Here is a 16,092-nt window from a genome sequence, read left to right on the forward strand (position 1 = left end):
ATATCGATACCTATCCATAGCCACCTTGTTATGCACTGCCATGAGTTTCCAGCTTCAGGCAATAACTCCGATTACAGTGCATTCAAACAGATGAGTAAGTATTCAAAGTGCTGGGGAAGGAACATCCCCATAGTCATTGCAGGTATAGGCCCTCTTAAAGCTGGCTAGACTGGATGGCACAGCGAAAGCTATTAAGCTCGGAATAAAAAGGAAGCGTGAGCTTTTCAGGTGAACGCCCGAAGGTCGGCATGTTTCCGCCTCCTCGGGTGACTTTATATTGGCCATGGCTCGGACCAGTGGGATTTTTAACTGGCGACACTTTGTAATAATCTTTGGCATACCAGTCATTCACCCATTCCGCCACAACACTCTGCATATCATAAAACCCAAAAGGATTGGGTGGATACCGGTCCACATTGGATGGATTTGATGATGTGTTCGCGGATGATTCGTCAAAAGTAACCCACCGCCCCGTCTTGGGATTGCGATAATGATCATTAGCATACTGCAAGTAATTATTATTGGTAGCGAAATAATAGTGTTTCCCCCGGCTGCGGGCCGCATATTCCCATTGCGCTTCGGTTGGCAAATCAAACGGCTCATCCGTGATGTGCCCGAGCCAATGCCAATAATCCTTGGTACTTTGCCAGGTTTTGGTATACGCAGCATTTTTGCCATGCCTCGACATAAAACCTTTATAGTCATAGGTATTTCGTTTCACATGATAACCTTTGCCTAGAGCGAGTGGCTTATCATGCGCCTTGCGCAATATTTCAAAATCCCGAAAGGTGGTCTTATACTTGGATAAGTAATAGGTGGTGAGCGTGACCGGATGCACATACATCGCCCCGTGGGGTTGTGAGGAGGGGGAAGTTAAACACGGATGGTCGTTCGGGTCCCAATTCAGGCGATTGGTATCAGCAACCCGGCATTTCATACCAAAGTCCCCCATTTCAAAACTGCCACCTTTAACCCGCAGCATATTGTCCATCGCCCGAAGCGCAACGCCTAAAATTTGCTGTTTTTCATCCCCATCCAGATTAGGGTAAAGCTGGTCTATTCGCTGAGCCATCGCCTGCACTTTTTGTTCTGACAATGTCTTGCTATCAACCCCCTGATACCAGGGCTGACAACCACTTAATATCATCAGGACACAGGTACTCAATCCCCATTTCGACCATGGCACAAACAAGAAAAACCTCGACAATTCTGAATGATTTTTGTAATTTACAACAAACTCACTAAAAATAATACGCCTCCACCTGATATCGCTCACGGTAAACGTCAGACCATCAAAAGGTGGGATAAATCATCATTGAGATAACGAATAATAATGGCTGATGACATATAATGATGCTTGACTAGAAGCTCATATTCCATTGCGCGCCAGTCGGTCAATCCAAAAGAACATCGGTGATTTGCCTGAACCAATGCCAATACTCTTTTATACTATTGGGCACAGTAATTAGGTTATAAAATACATTTTATCTATGAAAGTATCGCATTCGAAAAACCAATATTTTATTACTCTACTTCTTATCTGTGTTTCAGCACCGCTCCGGGCAATGCCTGCCATCCACAATGGGCTTGATGCCCTGTGGCATCATCAATATAACGAGGCAGAACAAGTCTTTAGTCAGCTCGCCGAACAAGGTAATGCCCACGCCATGTACTGGCTGGGCAATACCTATCAGCTGGAAGGTGGTATGAAACGGCTGGATGCCGGGAGAATTCTGCTCAGGGCTGCCCAAATGGGTGATCCTTGGGCAATGTATCGGTTGACACCAGATAACGGGCTTTCTTTTTGTTCCATTTGGCCTTGCAGTTCCAAGTGGAAAAGTAAAGCCGTAGAAGGTTGGGAAAAATTATCAAAGCAAGGCAATGGTAAAGCAACATTTGCTTTATTGCTTCACAAAGAAGATAGCTATTGGTATCGACTTACTAAGTGGTTACCTGGTATGGGCCAAGAAAAATTAAATAAAATAGCAATAAGATCATTTAATCAAGGCTATCAAGGTTCAGCTGTTTATCTATTTAAAAATGACAAGTCTAAAAAACTGAAGTATCTAACACAATCAGCTAATAATGGTTTTATTCCAGCATATAGTCTTTTATCTACATATTATGAGTCTAGAAAAAACGTGAAGTTAATGAATAAATATAAAAAACTCGCTGTTCAGTCAGGTGATAGAGATTTTATAAAATATCTTTTTGTATCTTATATTCGAGGATGGGGTGAATATGACAAAAATATTGATAAAGCCTATTATTATGGTTCGATTATTTCACTCTACGGTGAAGATTTATCTATTTTCTTTAAGAAGAACGGCTCTCAAAAATATAGATTAAACACAAAAATAAGCAGTGCAAAAAAAAATCTCCTCTCAAAAAAGGCAAAAGAGTTTGTTAATACCCACCCACCTTACTACTATTATGATGAATTTCATCAGCCATTTGGATTAATGAATTTCTAATAAAAAATTTAAGTTTGGTTTAACGATAAAATATCTTTATATAAGATTACTCCCGATTTCATATGATAAGTGCGACATTCATGGAAAGGATCGCTATCTATGAAACATTTCATCTAATTTTAAATATCTAATGCAATTTCGATACTTATCTATAGCTATCTTATTATGCATTGCCATGAGCTTCCCACTCCGGGCAATGCCTGCCATCCACAATGGCCTTAATTCTCGACGATATCTCATTGGATAAACAATATTCGCGCATGCTCCGCTTTGACTGAGTGACCGACCGAATTAGCCTAATGTTTTCCAGATGCAGCTTAGTAGAATCCGAATGATTAACATTAACACAATGATACCACAGGACTTTTGCTTATCGCTCTGGCATAATTGATATAAAAATCAATAAAAGAAAGTCACAATGGAAAAACTAGCTGTGGTTTATTCTCGGGCATCCATTGGCCTCGATGCACCACTGGTAACGGTAGAGACGCATCTGGCCAATGGCATTCCAGCTTTTACCTTGGTTGGGCTGCCTGAAGCATCGGTACGCGAAGCACGAGAACGGGTTCGCAGCGCCCTGCTCACCAGCGGCTTTGAATTCCCGGCTGCCCGAATCACCGTCAATCTAGCTCCAGCAGATCTGCCTAAAGAAGGTGGTCGTTTTGATCTGGCGATCGCGATTGGCATTTTGGTTGCGTCAGCTCAATTGCCGGAAGCCCCACTACAGCAGCTTGAATTACTCGGTGAATTGGCACTATCGGGGGAAATTCGCCATATTCCCGGGGCCATTAGTGCATCAATGGCCGCGGTGAAAGCTCAGCACAAATTGATTTTACCGCCAGCGGATGCGGGCTCTGCTGCACGTGTTGAACAAGCGCAAATTTATGCTCCGGCCAGTCTTGGCGAATTGGTCGCTTGGCTTAATGGTCAACAATCATTAGCTCTGACAAAAGCAGATGAACTTCCCCAACCCACACAGGTACCCAGTACAGGTGACTTTCGTGATGTCATCGGTCAAAACAGCGCAAAACGCGCGTTGTTAATTGCCGCTGCCGCTCGGCATAATCTGTTAATGCTTGGCCCTCCGGGAACTGGAAAAACCATGCTTGCAAGCCGTTTACCAGGTATTTTACCGCCCCTAAATACTCATCAAGCTATTGATGTAGCGGCCATCGAATCACTTGGAGGGAATGAGCGAGCATTAAGTCACTGGTATACACCGCCGTTTCGCAGCCCTCATCACAGTGCCTCGGCGGTGGCATTAGTCGGTGGTGGCAGCAAACCCCGTCCGGGTGAAATCTCGCTCGCCCATCATGGTGTCTTGTTCTTAGATGAAATGGCCGAGTTTCCACGTGCAGTGCTCGATGCCCTGCGCCAACCGCTTGAGTCAGGGATGGTGCATATTTCCAGAGCCATGCAACAGGTCACCTTTCCGGCCGACTTTCAACTCATTGGTGCTCTCAACCCTAGTCCCAGCGGTTACTATCAAGGACATCAAGCACGCAGTAATGTCGACCAAATCTTGCGCTATCTTAGCCGTCTCTCGGGACCTTTTTTAGATCGATTTGATTTAAGTGTTGAGGTTACCAGCTTGCCCCGCGGTAGCCTCAATCAAGAGCCTAAAGGGCTCAGCACTGAAGAGCTGCGAGAACAGGTGATCCAAGCCAGAGAACGGCAACTCAAACGTCAGGGGTGTTTAAATAGCGAACTCAGTGGTGCGATGCTACGAGAAATTGCGCCATTAAATAATACCGAAGCAAGCTTTTTAGAGCAGGCCATCGAAAAACTTGGATTATCGATCCGTGCTTATCATCGGATCTGGAAAGTTGCATTAACGATCAGTGATCTAAACCAACAACCACTTGAGCATGCTCAACTTGTCGAGGCGCTCGGCTATCGAGCCATGGATCGGTTACTGAATCGCCTCACACAAACGGTGTAACTACTGCTCAGCAAACCAAGTTGGGTAGCGCTCTTGAATCGACTTAATCACCTGCGGAAAATCACTTAAGTGTTGTTTCAACAATATTTTGGCCTGATGCACATCTCGATTAGCTAAAGCATCGATGATCGCGCGATGTTCGCTTAGCACTTGCTCCATTGTTGATTCACGAGTGAGATCTAAATACCGCACCCGATCCATGACGGCTTTCACCGTTTCAATGGTTTCCCACGCAAGCGGACAATCAGCGATCAACGCAAACTGCTGATGAAACGCATCATCTTGGTGCAGAAATAGCTGATAATTCTGAGTGTCAATGGCATGTTGTTGCTGACTTAACAAATAAGTTAAATTTTCGAGCTGCTCAGCACTAATCAAGGCAGTTAATCGCTCCATCAGTGCACATTCGATACTTGATCGAATCAATTGCCCATCGAGAACACTTTTAATCGAAATCTGTGTCACATAAGTGCCACGTTGCGGATACACACGAACCAACGAACACTTGGCAAGCTGAATAAAAGCTTCACGCACAGGCTGTCGAGAGACATCCATCGAAGATGCGATCTCTTTTTCAGAAATAGCGCGTCCGGGTTCCAATTTACAGCTAATAATTGCCTGTTTAAGGTACTGGTATATTTGTAAACTGACCGCTGGACGGTCCGCAATAGTAAAATCAGAGAATTCACTCATAATCTAAGCATATATCTTTTATTGGGGCATTTAAAAACAACAACGTTCACCTTCAAATACCTGCTTAGATAGCATTATCCTAAGCATCTTATAATTTATGTACTTTTACTCTATCCTAACTAGAGTCAGCAACCAAGGCTATATGCTCGATTTAATCTGTTTATTCACCGAGATGAGAGCTGACGGGGATCATGAAAAGCCATATCAGGCGAATGGTAAGCATATAACCTACCCATGATTCATAGCCGAGTGTTGCAGTGCGCCATCGTTGTTGCCATGTGGTTAAGTTTGGATGAATTTGTTCAAAAATAACACAGTCATCTATAATAACCGATGCGCAGCATCGACAATGACCGGCTTTGCTACTTTTGGAGCCAATATGGCTTCATTGTTAAATGTTTTCTCATAAAATCTCCATCGATCGGCGCAAAATTCAGAAAAAAATCGCTTTTACTAAATGGGCAATATCTAAGAATATTACTTATCCAGAAGCTTCAATTAAAGTGAAACATTTCCCTATTATCTTAAAAATTAGTGATTCTAACTAATTTTCTTTTTGAAACTGCAATAGCCACACAAATTTTCTATTAAATTAGTCTTGCACACGACAGCTGGGTATGGTAATTCTAAATACATCAAATGCAGACACTCATCGCTAAAGAAGATTTAAAATATAATGAAACTTGTTGCTTTAATTCTAAACGTCGTCGTCCAGGTGGTGATTATTCACTCGCCTGCGGGGCGTTTGTCATTGCAACAAGCATAAGACAGGCGATATCTAAACCCCCGCACCGCAAGGTCCGGGGGTTTTTTTTTACATAAAAGCAAAAGGGATACACCATGAATGGGGCGCAGCTTATCGTAAACACGCTCAAAGCGAATCAGGTTAACCAGGTTTTTGGTTATCCGGGCGGGGCCATAATGCCGTTATATGATGCTTTGTACGATGGTGGCTTAGCTCATCAGCTAACTCGCCATGAACAGGGGGCTGCCATTGCCGCAATTGGCTATGCGCGCGCTAGTGGCAAAGTTGGGGTTTGTATCGCCACATCAGGCCCAGGCGCCACGAACCTTATCACAGGGTTAGCGGATGCCATGATGGATTCGATTCCAGTAGTTGCCATTACCGGCCAAGTTAGTAATCCAGTGATTGGCACCGACGCTTTTCAAGAAGTGGATGTTTTGGGATTATCGTTAGCCTGTTGTAAGCACAGTTTTTTAGTCAATGAGCCAGAGCAATTAGCGGCGGCCTTGGATGAAGCGTTCTTTATTGCTCAATCGGGTCGTCCGGGTCCAGTTATCATCGACATTCCTAAAGACGTTCAACTCGCTACAATCGCCACCAGCAGTCCCAAACTTAGTCCAATTAACGACTCACCAGAGCGGCTAGATCAAGAGCGCATAGAGCAAGCTCGCGCACTGCTGCATAGTGCTCAAAAACCCGTTCTTTATATGGGCGGAGGCATTGGTATGGCGAATGCCGTTACCGCGGCTCGCGAGTTTATCAACGTCACGCAGATTCCATCGGTTACGACCCTCAAAGGGATTGGCACCGCATTACCTGACACCCCTTGTTTTATGGGAATGTTAGGCATGCATGGCAATCCTGCGGCGAACCTCGCTGTTCAGCAAAGCGATCTGCTGATTGTGGCGGGCGCCCGCTTTGATGATCGCGTCACTGGCAAACTCGATACCTTCGCACCTCATGCAAAAGTCATTCATATCGATATTGATGCGGCTGAAATCGGCAAACTGCGTGCCGCAGATGTTGCGATAAGCGATGATTTAAGCGAAGTGTTGCACGCTTTACAGATGCCATTAAATATTAACGAGTGGCGACAACACACCAGCGAATTGATCGAAAAACACCGCTGGCGGTATAACCATCCGGGTAAAGGCATTTATGCACCCGCGCTGCTGAAACAGCTCAGTGATCAATTGCCCGGTCGCCATGTTATCGCTTGTGATGTGGGCCAGCACCAAATGTGGGTCGCTCAGCATATGCAATTTACCCATCCCTACGATCATATCTCCAGCTCTGGATTTGGCACGATGGGCTATGGCTTACCAGCGGCTATCGGCGCAAAATTTGCGCGCCCTGATGAAACCGTGATAGCCATCAGCGGCGACGGCTCATTTATGATGAATGTTCAGGAGCTTGGCACCATTAAGCGCGCTCAGTTGGCGATAAAAATAGTTTTAATTGACAACCACCGATTAGGAATGGTTCGCCAATGGCAAGACTTGTTCTTTGATGGTCGCCAAAGCGAAACCATTCTGGATGATAATCCCGATTTTATAACCTTAGCTAGCGCCTTTGATATTCCAGGCGAATCGATCACCGAGAAAGAGCAGATTGCTCAGGCACTGGATCGCATGCTTAAATGTGACGGTCCTTATCTGTTACATGTGGCTATCGACGAAAAAGAAAATGTCTGGCCCTTGGTTCCACCCGGTGCGGCTAACCATCAAATGCTGGAGGATCAGGCATGAATCAGCACACCTTTGAAATGCAAACCCGGTCAGCACCGGAAGTATTAGAACGGATCTTGCGCGTCACTCGACATCGTGGGTTTACAGTCAAATCGATGCAAATGGATGAACTGGGAAGCGAGCAAGCGATTCGAATCCGTTTTACCGTTTGTAGTGAACGGTCAATATCACTACTTTTTAACCAATTAAACAAACTGATTGATGTTGCCCAAATCAATGAGCTTTGCAACGATCAACAACAAAAGTGGGCCTAAAGGAAATACATATGTCAGACTCAAAATCTTCTCTTATCTGGTTTAATGGCGAAAACGTTCCTGAAGAGAAAGCAACCGTTAGCGTCTTAAGCCACGGGTTGCATTATGGCACTTCGGTCTTTGAAGGGATTCGTGCATATAACACAAACAAAGGCACCGCCATCTTCCGCTTGCAGGATCATGTGCAACGGTTGTTCGATTCAGCCAAAATTTATCGCCTGCAACAACCATACACTCAAGAACAAGTAGAAGAAGCGATTCGTGATAACGTGCGCGTCAATGGGTTTGATAGTGCTTATATTCGCCCGCTCATTTTTGCTGGCAATGTTGGTCTGGGCGTAGGCTCAGCGCAAGGAAAAAATTGTGAAGTGGTCGTTGCATCTATGCAGTGGGGTGCCTACCTAGGCGAAGAAGCACTCGAACAAGGGATTGATGTTTGCGTCAGCTCTTGGACTCGCGTTGCCCCCAATACCCTGCCCACAGGAGCTAAAGCAGGCGGGAACTACCTGTCATCACAACTGATTAATGAAGAGTCGCACCGCCACGGTTACGCCGAAGGTCTGGCGTTGGATGTCAATGGTCTGTTGAGTGAAGGTTCGGGTGAAAACGTCTTCTTGGTGAAAAAAGGCAAGCTTTATACGCCCCCATTGAGTGCATGTATTCTGCCTGGCATTACTCGTGACACCATCGTTAACCTGGCAAATCGTCTGGGTATCGAAATCGTTGAACAAAATATTGCTCGTGAAGCCCTGTACTTGGCTGATGAAGTATTTATGTGTGGAACAGCCGCTGAACTTACTCCCGTTCGCAGCGTTGATGGCCAGCAAGTTGGGATTGGCAAATGTGGCCCAGTCACCAAACAACTGCAACAGGCTTTCTTTGGTCTGTTTAATGGTGAAACCGAAGATACAGAAGGTTGGTTAGACTACATCAACTAAGATTTATCGCCGGAAACCTCGTTTTCCGGCTTCTTTTAAAATAACAAAAGAGCAAAAGGATCAGATTATGCCAAAATTGCGTAGTGCCACAACCACCGAAGGACGCAATATGGCCGGAGCAAGAGCGTTATGGCGTGCCACCGGAACCAAAGATGAAGACTTTGGTAAACCGATTATCGCTGTTGTCAACTCATATACTGAGTTTGTGCCGGGTCATGTCCATCTCAAAGATTTAGGAACACTAGTAAGCGATGCGATCTACCAGGCCGGAGGGATCGCCAAAGAATTTAATACCATCGCGGTCGATGACGGCATTGCGATGGGTCATGGTGGTATGCTCTATTCACTGCCATCTCGCGATCTGATCGCCGATTCGGTTGAATATATGGTCAATGCGCACTGTGCTGATGCCATGGTCTGTATCTCTAACTGCGATAAAATCACCCCTGGAATGTTAATGGCCGCAATGCGGATCAATATTCCCGTTATTTTTGTTTCTGGCGGCCCAATGGAAGCCGGCAAAACTAAACTGTCTGATCAGATTATCAAGTTGGATTTGGTGGATGCGATGGTCATGGCCGCCGATAAAAACATTACCGATGAGCAGAGTGAACAAGTAGAACGCAGCGCGTGCCCCACCTGTGGCAGTTGCTCTGGGATGTTCACGGCCAACTCCATGAATTGTTTAACCGAAGCCCTCGGCTTATCTCAACCGGGCAATGGTTCTCTCGTGGCTACCCATGCTGACCGGCGTAATCTATTTATCAATGCGGGCAAACAGATTGTCGAGCTAGCCAACCGTTACTATAAAAATGATGACGTCTCCGTCTTGCCACGCAATATTGCCTCACATGCGGCTTTCGCGAACGCTATGTCGCTTGATATCGCCATGGGTGGATCCACCAATACCGTGCTGCACTTATTAGCCGTGGCCCAAGAAGCGGGCGTTGACTTTACCATGAAAGATATGGATGCCCTGTCGCGCAAAGTGCCGCACCTATGTAAGGTTGCACCATCGCTGCAAACCTATCACATGGAAGATGTTCATCGCGCGGGTGGCATTATGGGTCTGTTAGCAGAGCTCAATCGCGCCGGACTTCTCGATACCTCCGTGACCAATGTTCTGGGCGAAACACTCGCCGATACACTGGCTAAATGGGACGTGATCAGTACCGATGACGAACAGGTTAAAACTTTCTATCGAGCCGGACCAGCGGGCATCCGAACGACCAAAGCATTTAGTCAAGAATGTCGCTGGGATGAGCTCGATACTGACCGTCAAACCGGTTGTATCCGTGATCTCGAACATGCCTATAGCCGTGAAGGCGGTTTGGCCGTCTTAAACGGCAACTTGGCCGCTGATGGTAGCGTGGTTAAAACTGCCGGCGTTGATGAGTCTATCTTCAAATTTCAAGGCCCAGCCGTTGTCTTTGAAAGCCAAGAAGAAGCCGTTGATGGCATCTTAAATGGCCAAGTAAAAGCCGGGGATGTTGTTGTCATTCGCTACGAAGGCCCTAAAGGTGGCCCGGGGATGCAAGAGATGCTCTATCCCACCAGTTATCTGAAATCGGTTGGCTTAGGTAAAGCCTGTGCACTGATTACTGATGGTCGCTTCTCTGGTGGCACTTCAGGTCTATCTATTGGTCACGTTTCACCAGAGGCTGCCAGTGGCGGAACGATCGGTCTAGTAGAAAACGGCGATCGCATTGCGATCGATATTCCCAACCGCAGTATTCAGTTGCAAGTGGATGATGCAACCCTTGCGGCCCGTCGCCAAGCAAAAGATGCCAGTGGCTGGAAACCGCTGAATCGAGATCGCCAAGTCTCAACCGCATTAAAAATGTATGCCCACTTCGCCACGAGTGCCGATAAAGGCGCCGTGCGTGACAAAAGTAAATTAGACTAATCGTCGCTCTGGCAGTGCGCTGCCAGAGTCCTAGCTATTGAGTATTGTTATGCCAGAATCTGTTGTGTCGGCGAACGATTATTTACGCCGAATCTTATTATCACCTGTTTACGAAGTGGCTCAATTCACGCCGCTGCAAGCAATGAATCGCCTGAGCTCACGCCTTGGCAATGCCATCTTCACAAAACGTGAAGATACTCAGCCCGTACATTCATTTAAGCTACGTGGCGCCTACAATAAAATTGCGCAGCTTAGTGATGAGCAAAAAAGTAAAGGCGTTATCGCCGCCTCCGCTGGGAACCACGCTCAGGGGGTCGCATTGTCGGCTAAACGCCTCGGCATTACAGCTATTATCGTAATGCCTGTCACAACCCCAGATATAAAAGTCAGTGCCGTTCGGTCACACGGGGCTCAGGTTGTGTTACACGGGGATAATTTTGACGAAGCGAGCCGACACTGCCAGCAATTAACGGCTCAATATGGCTATACGATGATCCCCCCGTTTGATGACCCAGATGTAATCGCCGGACAGGGAACCATCGGAAAAGAGCTGATCGACCAAGACAGTCATTTAGATGCGATTTTTATTCCTGTGGGCGGCGGTGGATTAGCGGCCGGGATCGCGGTATACATCAAACAGCTATTACCGCATATCAAGGTTATCGCTGTTGAACCTCATGAAAGTGCATGTCTAAAGGCAGCGATGCAAGCCCAAGAACCTACCACACTCGACAAAGTGGGATTATTTGCCGATGGTGTGGCCGTGCGCCGTATTGGTAGCGAAACATTTCGCCTATGCCAGCAATATATCGATGAAGTCTTAACTGTTTCTAGCGATGAGATCTGCGCCGCAGTGCAGGATATTTTCGATGACACGCGTGCGGTTGCTGAACCCTCTGGCGCATTGGCATTAGCCGGTTTAAAACGCTATATCAGTGATCATCAGCTTCGAGACAAACGCTTTGCCTTTATCCTCTCGGGCGCAAATATTAACTTTCATAATCTTCGTTATGTCAGTGAACGCAGTGAACTAGGTGAGAAAAAAGAAGCCATTTTAGCGGTGACAATTCCCGAGCGAGTTGGCGCTTACCTTGAGTTTGTCGAGTACCTTGGTGGCCGTGCGATTACTGAATTTAACTACCGTTATGGCAATAGTGAGCGAGCCAATATCTATGTTGGGATAAAAGTTGCCGATCGCGAACTGGAGTTGCCACAAATTATCGACACGTTGCATCAAGCAGATTATCAAGTGGTTGATTTAAGCGATGATGAAATCGCTAAATTACATGTGCGTCATATGGTTGGAGGAAAAGCCGGTAAACCGTTAAAAGAGCATATATTCAGCTTTGAATTTACTGAACAACCCAGAGCTCTGCTGCGCTTTTTACAAACTCTCGGGCAAAAATGGAATATCACTTTGTTCCACTACCGTAACCATGGGGCAGCTTACGGACAGGTCTTAGTTGGCTTTGAGGATAATGGAGAAGCGATTTCGACTTTGACAGGTTATTTTGACCAAATTGGTTTTAGTTATCGCTGCGAAACGGACAACCCAGCCTGTCAGTTCTTCTTATAACCTAAGTCACTCTTTCACTTTCACTCACTCTCTGCTTGAGTTAGGCTAGAGTGAGTGAATAACTCAGGTGAACACCCATGAAAGCATTACTGATGGTGGTAGTAATCATCGGCTCAGTCTTTTTAGGATGGAATTTAGCCCACGTCTACCCGAATTTTATCGGTTACAACCAGACCTCTGCGATGGGATGGCCTATTTTGCCAGTCATCAGTACCATTTTAATCGCAGCTCTTTTTATGGTCTTATTCTTTATCGGATTTGGACTTGTACTACTGTTCGGCAGCATTGGCATCATCTGCTTAAGTGCCTTTACCCTGCCCGTTTGGGTCCCGGTGTTGTTAATCATTGCGCTGATTTATGCATTCAGCCACCGCCGTGATCGAGAATCACGCTAATTGGAATAGATAAATCCAGCTTTATTCAACGCTTTCTCAAAACATTTTTGTTGCTTGCTATTTAATCCGCTGACAGAAAGTCCCAAATAATGGAACCACTGATTGGTGTGGGACGTATCAAAATGAAATCGGGTACTCACCTTAGTATTATTCCGACAAACTCCATTTAAGCATTGTAGGATCTGATCACCTGCATTGTCATAACCATCGTCATTAAATAACTGCTTTAAAATCCTCAGGGGAAACAAATACATTGTATGATTCATAGAAAACATGCATTTCTCCTCTTAACTCAATCAATACTGCTGTTTAACTTAGGAACTCACCTTACCTTGTCGGTTAAGTGAATAGAAGCAAATATTTTGCCAAAGTTAAAATACTGCCACAAACTGATTCAGTCTTGGAGTTATCTTTATGATTCTTAATCAAATTAATTTCAAAAAAATCGAAGTACAGTTTCCCCTCATCCTCCGCCGCGCTTAATTTTTGACGTTTTTTTCGATGATTTTCTAACAGAAAATTGATTTCGCAACAAAAGAGGCAATCTCCCCAGCGTTATCCTAACTGCCGGTCAATATCCTGTCCAAAACACAGGAGTACTGTTCTTTTATCTGATTAAAAGAGGTCTCTCTTCTTAGAGAGTAGTATTCATGCACAACAAAGGTTATTTATATATTCTTCTGGCAACTTTCTTTTTTAGTTCTATGGAGATAGCCCTGAAGTTAGTTGTAAATCAATTTAATCCTATCCAAATTAATTTCATACGCTTTGTTATTGGTTCAATGGTACTTTGGCCAATGGCGCTTCGAAGCCTCAAAGCGGCTAATTTAAAACTGCACTATTTTCATTTGCCATTTTTCGCCATCACAGGATTTTTATGTGTCATTGTCAGTATGACCTTTTTCCAACTGGCGATTGTTTATGCACAGGCATCACTGGTTGCTATTTTATTTAGCTGCAATGCTGTTTTTGTGATTCCATTGGCTCATCTGTTTTTAAAAGAAAAAATGACATTAATCAGTGTCAGTTCGCTATTTTTAAGCTTGATCGGAATGTATTTTATCGTTAACCCAGAACATATTCCGAACGTATTAGGCGTATGTTTCTCACTACTGGCTGCCATCACCTTCGCACTATATGGCATTCTTGGTCAGATTGGGCGACGTCGCTATGGTTTTAATGGATTAGTTTTAACATTCTTTAGCTTTGTCGTCGGCTGTGTTGAAATGTTCATGCTAATGCTGCTGAGCCATGTCCCCGCCATTGCAGACGCTATCACACAAATGGGGTTGACTGATTTTGCGAACATTCCTTTTGTGAAAGGGGTAACGTGGAATAGTATCCCATCATTGATTTATCTGGGCGTATTTGTGACCGGGTTAGGCTACAGTTTGTATTTTATAGCCATGGATGAAACATCCGCTTCAACGGCCTCCATTACATTTTTTATTAAACCGGCACTTGCACCTATTATGGCGGCCTTTATTTTAGGTGATGCGCTGCATGAGAATACGGTCGTTGGAATTACATTTATTGTAATCGGTTCCTGCCTAACGTTTATTGTGCCAGGATTTCAGCAATATCATCAACATCATACCCACTCTCATCAATACCAATAACCTCTCAAACAAACAACACAGGCACTGCTCGCACAGTGCCTGTGGTTCATAAAGTTAACGATCCAAAAGGTAACTATTAGTTGCTACTGTTTACGGCCGTATCACCATTATTGTTTGTTTTAGGTGCAGTCGTACTCATACCACTACTTTGGGTATTATCACTAGCTGCCGAACCGTCAGCAGTTGCTGCATCAGAGTGCGTTGCGCTATTATCAGACGATTGCATCTGCGAACTTGACTGAGTCGAGCCCTGAGGTTGATCCGCGCTATCATCATTACAAGCGGCTAAAGACAGCGCACCAACAAGAATGACTAAAGGGAAGGCTAGTTTTTTGATGTTCATAGTTATCTCCGAACTTCATTTGTCGTTATGGTTATACACCGTCATTGTGAGCTTTGGTGCTACGGCGCCTATTTAAGCAATCCTGTAAAAACTCAACAATATCGACTTAATTGATTTTTATATCGGAAAACCAAGATATTGATGGATTTAATTTTAAACTGTCACACACCATTCATATCTAACGACTAAACTTTAACCATACAGGACGTTCAGCCCCATTAGAGTATCGTGGTAAAGCATATGGATAAACAAACCAATCGAACCATTCAATTAAGTATCATCAGTACGTGTCCTCCCCGGCAGATGAGCTTATTAATCGATACTTGGCAAACGATCAGACAAACTGGAATCGAATCAGAACTCATTTGGTTAGCAGAACATAACAATGTCCCTGAGCAATCATATCCGGACCTGCGAATTGTCAATCTCAACAAACGCAGTGATCGTAATGGTTGCTGGCAAGCGGGGTTACATATGGCCAGAAGTTCAAAACGATTACTGATTAGTCATTTCACACCGGCACTCAGCCAGCGGACATGCAGTGGAATTGCCAGGGTGTTGAAACACCCCCAAGCCCCGAGTTCAAGGCTATCTTATCTGAGACAACGATTGGCCAGTCTGGCGGTTCTACATGGACAGTATCAGTTGACAATGAGCTTGTTGCCAATGTGTCTGATTGATTATGACTCATTGCTTAAGGCCCGCAGGGACTTACCGCAACACTGGTATCAATATTTTAAAGGTTATCATTTATCATCTGTCTGATAGCCATACAAAAATAATAGATCTATCGCGTAATTTGACACCAAACCAAGAGAAAATCTGGACGTCAGAGTCTATGCTTGCTTGAGCAGTCAATTTAATAAGCGAGATGATGGGTTATGCTAAACATACCAAGATTAGTGAGTGAAAGAGCCATCACCACCATTTTAAGAAGCGAACAGTCGCCCTTATTGGCTAATTTTTATGCCCGAAATCAAACATTTTTTAAGCCTTGGTTTCCCTCCCGACCCAATTATTATTTTAGTGCTGATTACTGGCGTGAGCGGCTGGATCAGATTTACAAAGCGTTTTTAAATGATGAAGCTATTTATTTTTGCGCATTAAGCCTTGATGAAAAAGAAGTCTTGGCGGTTGCCAATTTCACCGCTATTCAAGAGGGAGCGTTTAAAGGCTGTCAGTTACATTTTGCCCTTGATGAAGCCAATCAAGGACAGGGATTGATGCAGGAAGTTCTCAGTCATAGCTTAAACTTTGTGTTCTGTGAGTTAGACTTGCACCGGGTCTGCTGCTGCTATCCACCCCGCAATAAACGCGCGCATAATCTGCTAAAACATTTAGGGTTTGAGCAAGAAGGGTTTGCTCGCTCATATCTCAAACTAAATGGCCACTGGCAGGATCACAACTTAGCTTCGCTGATTAACCCTTTGCACGACAACCATTTTCTCTAGGGGTTAGG

General features: G+C 44.8%; 15 protein-coding genes. 11 read left to right on the forward strand and 4 right to left on the reverse strand.

Annotated features, from left to right (window positions below; translation table 11 throughout):
* Nucleotides 1–154: 154 nt before the first annotated feature.
* The gene (locus EV690_RS01865; RefSeq protein WP_131911256.1) at nucleotides 155–1,186 is read right to left on the reverse strand and encodes a formylglycine-generating enzyme family protein; all 1,032 of its coding nucleotides are present in this window, start codon (nucleotides 1,184–1,186) and stop codon (nucleotides 155–157) included.
* 304 nt (nucleotides 1,187–1,490) lie between these two features.
* Between EV690_RS01865 and EV690_RS01870 the strand changes: the two genes are divergently transcribed.
* Together EV690_RS01870 and EV690_RS01875 are read left to right on the forward strand one after the other, a co-directional pair.
* Nucleotides 1,491–2,474 (forward strand): SEL1-like repeat protein, encoded by a 984-nt coding sequence (locus EV690_RS01870; protein WP_131911257.1) that lies wholly within the window; start codon nucleotides 1,491–1,493, stop codon nucleotides 2,472–2,474.
* A gap of 418 nt (nucleotides 2,475–2,892) precedes the next feature.
* Nucleotides 2,893–4,416: a YifB family Mg chelatase-like AAA ATPase gene (locus tag EV690_RS01875; RefSeq protein ID WP_131911258.1), complete on the forward strand. Its 1,524-nt coding sequence runs from the start codon at nucleotides 2,893–2,895 to the stop codon at nucleotides 4,414–4,416.
* Here EV690_RS01875 and EV690_RS01880 read toward each other — a convergent pair whose 3' ends face one another.
* Nucleotides 4,417–5,109 carry a GntR family transcriptional regulator gene (locus tag EV690_RS01880; RefSeq protein WP_131911259.1) on the reverse strand — a complete coding sequence of 231 codons (693 nt, stop codon included), beginning with the start codon at nucleotides 5,107–5,109 and terminating at the stop codon, nucleotides 4,417–4,419.
* An 840-nt stretch (nucleotides 5,110–5,949) separates the two neighbouring features.
* Between EV690_RS01880 and ilvG the strand changes: the two genes are divergently transcribed.
* The 6 genes from ilvG (at nucleotide 5,950) to EV690_RS01910 (ending at nucleotide 12,671) form a co-directional block, all read left to right on the forward strand.
* Complete coding sequence (ilvG, locus tag EV690_RS01885; RefSeq protein ID WP_131911260.1) at nucleotides 5,950–7,602, forward strand: acetolactate synthase 2 catalytic subunit; 1,653 nt, start codon at nucleotides 5,950–5,952, stop codon at nucleotides 7,600–7,602.
* A complete protein-coding gene (ilvM, locus tag EV690_RS01890) occupies nucleotides 7,599–7,856 on the forward strand; it encodes an acetolactate synthase 2 small subunit (protein WP_131911261.1) in 258 nt (85 codons plus the stop codon). Before ilvG ends, ilvM begins: the two co-directional genes overlap by 4 nt.
* A gap of 11 nt (nucleotides 7,857–7,867) precedes the next feature.
* Nucleotides 7,868–8,794 (forward strand): branched-chain amino acid transaminase, encoded by a 927-nt coding sequence (locus EV690_RS01895; RefSeq protein ID WP_131911262.1) that lies wholly within the window; start codon nucleotides 7,868–7,870, stop codon nucleotides 8,792–8,794.
* A 67-nt stretch (nucleotides 8,795–8,861) separates the two neighbouring features.
* Nucleotides 8,862–10,700 carry a dihydroxy-acid dehydratase gene (gene ilvD, locus EV690_RS01900; protein WP_131911263.1) on the forward strand — a complete coding sequence of 613 codons (1,839 nt, stop codon included), beginning with the start codon at nucleotides 8,862–8,864 and terminating at the stop codon, nucleotides 10,698–10,700.
* A gap of 49 nt (nucleotides 10,701–10,749) precedes the next feature.
* Nucleotides 10,750–12,276, forward strand: a complete 1,527-nt coding sequence (gene ilvA / locus EV690_RS01905; protein WP_131911264.1) for a threonine ammonia-lyase, biosynthetic — start codon at nucleotides 10,750–10,752, stop codon at nucleotides 12,274–12,276.
* Between the two features lie 77 nt (nucleotides 12,277–12,353).
* Nucleotides 12,354–12,671 (forward strand): hypothetical protein, encoded by a 318-nt coding sequence (locus EV690_RS01910; RefSeq protein WP_131911265.1) that lies wholly within the window; start codon nucleotides 12,354–12,356, stop codon nucleotides 12,669–12,671.
* Here EV690_RS01910 and EV690_RS01915 read toward each other — a convergent pair.
* The gene (locus EV690_RS01915) at nucleotides 12,668–12,946 is read right to left on the reverse strand and encodes a hypothetical protein (RefSeq protein ID WP_131911266.1); all 279 of its coding nucleotides are present in this window, start codon (nucleotides 12,944–12,946) and stop codon (nucleotides 12,668–12,670) included. The genes EV690_RS01910 and EV690_RS01915 overlap by 4 nt on opposite strands.
* A 375-nt stretch (nucleotides 12,947–13,321) precedes the next feature.
* Between EV690_RS01915 and EV690_RS01920 the strand changes: the two genes are divergently transcribed.
* On the forward strand, nucleotides 13,322–14,290 hold the full coding sequence (locus EV690_RS01920) for a DMT family transporter (protein ID WP_131911267.1): 969 nt from the start codon (nucleotides 13,322–13,324) through the stop codon (nucleotides 14,288–14,290).
* 76 nt (nucleotides 14,291–14,366) lie between these two features.
* On the opposite strand, the gene EV690_RS01925 is transcribed toward EV690_RS01920, so the two are convergent.
* Nucleotides 14,367–14,633, reverse strand: a complete 267-nt coding sequence (locus EV690_RS01925) for a hypothetical protein (RefSeq protein WP_131911268.1) — start codon at nucleotides 14,631–14,633, stop codon at nucleotides 14,367–14,369.
* A gap of 240 nt (nucleotides 14,634–14,873) precedes the next feature.
* Between EV690_RS01925 and EV690_RS01930 the strand changes: the two genes are divergently transcribed.
* Nucleotides 14,874–15,398 carry a hypothetical protein gene (locus EV690_RS01930; protein ID WP_131911269.1) on the forward strand — a complete coding sequence of 175 codons (525 nt, stop codon included), beginning with the start codon at nucleotides 14,874–14,876 and terminating at the stop codon, nucleotides 15,396–15,398.
* Nucleotides 15,399–15,514: 116 nt separating this feature from the next.
* Entirely contained in the window at nucleotides 15,515–16,084 is a 570-nt protein-coding gene (locus EV690_RS01935; RefSeq protein ID WP_131911270.1) for a GNAT family N-acetyltransferase, read from the forward strand.
* Nucleotides 16,085–16,092: the final 8 nt, after the last annotated feature.

Source organism: Celerinatantimonas diazotrophica, assembly GCF_004339545.1.
Lineage (GTDB): Bacteria > Pseudomonadota > Gammaproteobacteria > Enterobacterales > Celerinatantimonadaceae > Celerinatantimonas > Celerinatantimonas diazotrophica.

Excerpts from the sequence above, each read along its gene's own strand:
- EV690_RS01875 (WP_131911258.1), top strand. The coding sequence starts at position 2,893 with ATGGAAAAACTAGCTGTGGTTTATTCTCGGGCATCCATTGGCCTCGAT.
- EV690_RS01880 (WP_131911259.1), bottom strand. The coding sequence starts at position 5,109 with ATGAGTGAATTCTCTGATTTTACTATTGCGGACCGTCCAGCGGTCAGT.
- EV690_RS01935 (WP_131911270.1), top strand. The coding sequence starts at position 15,515 with ATGCTAAACATACCAAGATTAGTGAGTGAAAGAGCCATCACCACCATT.
- EV690_RS01930 (WP_131911269.1), top strand. The coding sequence starts at position 14,874 with ATGGATAAACAAACCAATCGAACCATTCAATTAAGTATCATCAGTACG.
- EV690_RS01920 (WP_131911267.1), top strand. The coding sequence starts at position 13,322 with ATGCACAACAAAGGTTATTTATATATTCTTCTGGCAACTTTCTTTTTT.
- EV690_RS01915 (WP_131911266.1), bottom strand. The coding sequence starts at position 12,946 with ATGTTTTCTATGAATCATACAATGTATTTGTTTCCCCTGAGGATTTTA.
- EV690_RS01895 (WP_131911262.1), top strand. The coding sequence starts at position 7,868 with ATGTCAGACTCAAAATCTTCTCTTATCTGGTTTAATGGCGAAAACGTT.
- ilvG (WP_131911260.1), top strand. The coding sequence starts at position 5,950 with ATGAATGGGGCGCAGCTTATCGTAAACACGCTCAAAGCGAATCAGGTT.
- ilvA (WP_131911264.1), top strand. The coding sequence starts at position 10,750 with ATGCCAGAATCTGTTGTGTCGGCGAACGATTATTTACGCCGAATCTTA.
- ilvM (WP_131911261.1), top strand. The coding sequence starts at position 7,599 with ATGAATCAGCACACCTTTGAAATGCAAACCCGGTCAGCACCGGAAGTA.
- EV690_RS01910 (WP_131911265.1), top strand. The coding sequence starts at position 12,354 with ATGAAAGCATTACTGATGGTGGTAGTAATCATCGGCTCAGTCTTTTTA.
- EV690_RS01925 (WP_131911268.1), bottom strand. The coding sequence starts at position 14,633 with ATGAACATCAAAAAACTAGCCTTCCCTTTAGTCATTCTTGTTGGTGCG.
- EV690_RS01870 (WP_131911257.1), top strand. The coding sequence starts at position 1,491 with ATGAAAGTATCGCATTCGAAAAACCAATATTTTATTACTCTACTTCTT.
- ilvD (WP_131911263.1), top strand. The coding sequence starts at position 8,862 with ATGCCAAAATTGCGTAGTGCCACAACCACCGAAGGACGCAATATGGCC.